This is a genomic window from Pseudoflavonifractor phocaeensis, assembly GCF_016901735.1.
Taxonomy (GTDB): domain Bacteria; phylum Bacillota; class Clostridia; order Oscillospirales; family Oscillospiraceae; genus Pseudoflavonifractor_A.
Genome location: NZ_JACLZC010000175.1, coordinates 1 through 709, shown reverse-complemented (window position 1 = coordinate 709; position 709 = coordinate 1). Strand labels below are relative to the sequence as shown.

The 709-nt window shown below is 62.8% G+C and carries 1 protein-coding gene; it reads right to left on the bottom strand.

Annotated features, from left to right (window positions below):
• On the bottom strand, positions 1 to 709 hold a 709-nt coding region (locus tag H7U37_RS15110), incomplete at both ends, for a glycoside hydrolase family 3 N-terminal domain-containing protein (protein WP_272873499.1).

The window sequence follows — 709 nt, the reverse complement described above, 5'->3', positions numbered from 1 at the left end:
CCAGGAAATCGGCGTTGACGATGGTGTAGCCGTAATCCTCAAAGCCCTGGCGGACGTTGATGTTGGCGCCGTCCTTCAGGTACACGTCGCCGGAACCGGTGCCGCCCTTAATGGTGTTGTAGGCACCCACGCCGAAGAGGGCCACGGGAGTACCGGCATTGCCGGAGATGGGCAGTGCATTGTTGTTGTTCTCCAGGAGGACCATGCCCTGGGTGGCGGCCCACTGGGAGATATCGGCGTTGGCTTCTTCACGCGCGGCGCTGGCGCCGGGGTCGCTGGAAGCGCCCACGTTGGAGCCGTCCTCCAGGCCGTCATAGTTGTAGTCGGGGGTTTCGTTGGGCTCGGCGGTGCCGTCAAGGATGGCCAGGGCCAGCTTGGCGTCGGCCACCAGCTCGGCGTCGTCGCTGTTGGCGATGATCTTGTTCAGAGTCAGCTCGAAGGGCTGGGAGTTCTTGATGACGTTCAGCATGGCCATGGCGGACCGCTGCAGGTCGCCCAGACGCATGATGGAGCCGTCTTCCAGGGCAGCCAGGACATTGGGCACGTTGTTGCCGGGCATCTCACAGTCGTTGCCGGCGTAGTTCAGCCAGCCCTGGACGCTCTGACCGGCGTTCTGTCCGTAGACAGCACCGATGGAGTACCAGTCGGTCATGACGAAGCCGTCAAAGCCCCACTCGTTTCTCAGGATCTCGGTCAGCAGGTTGTAGTG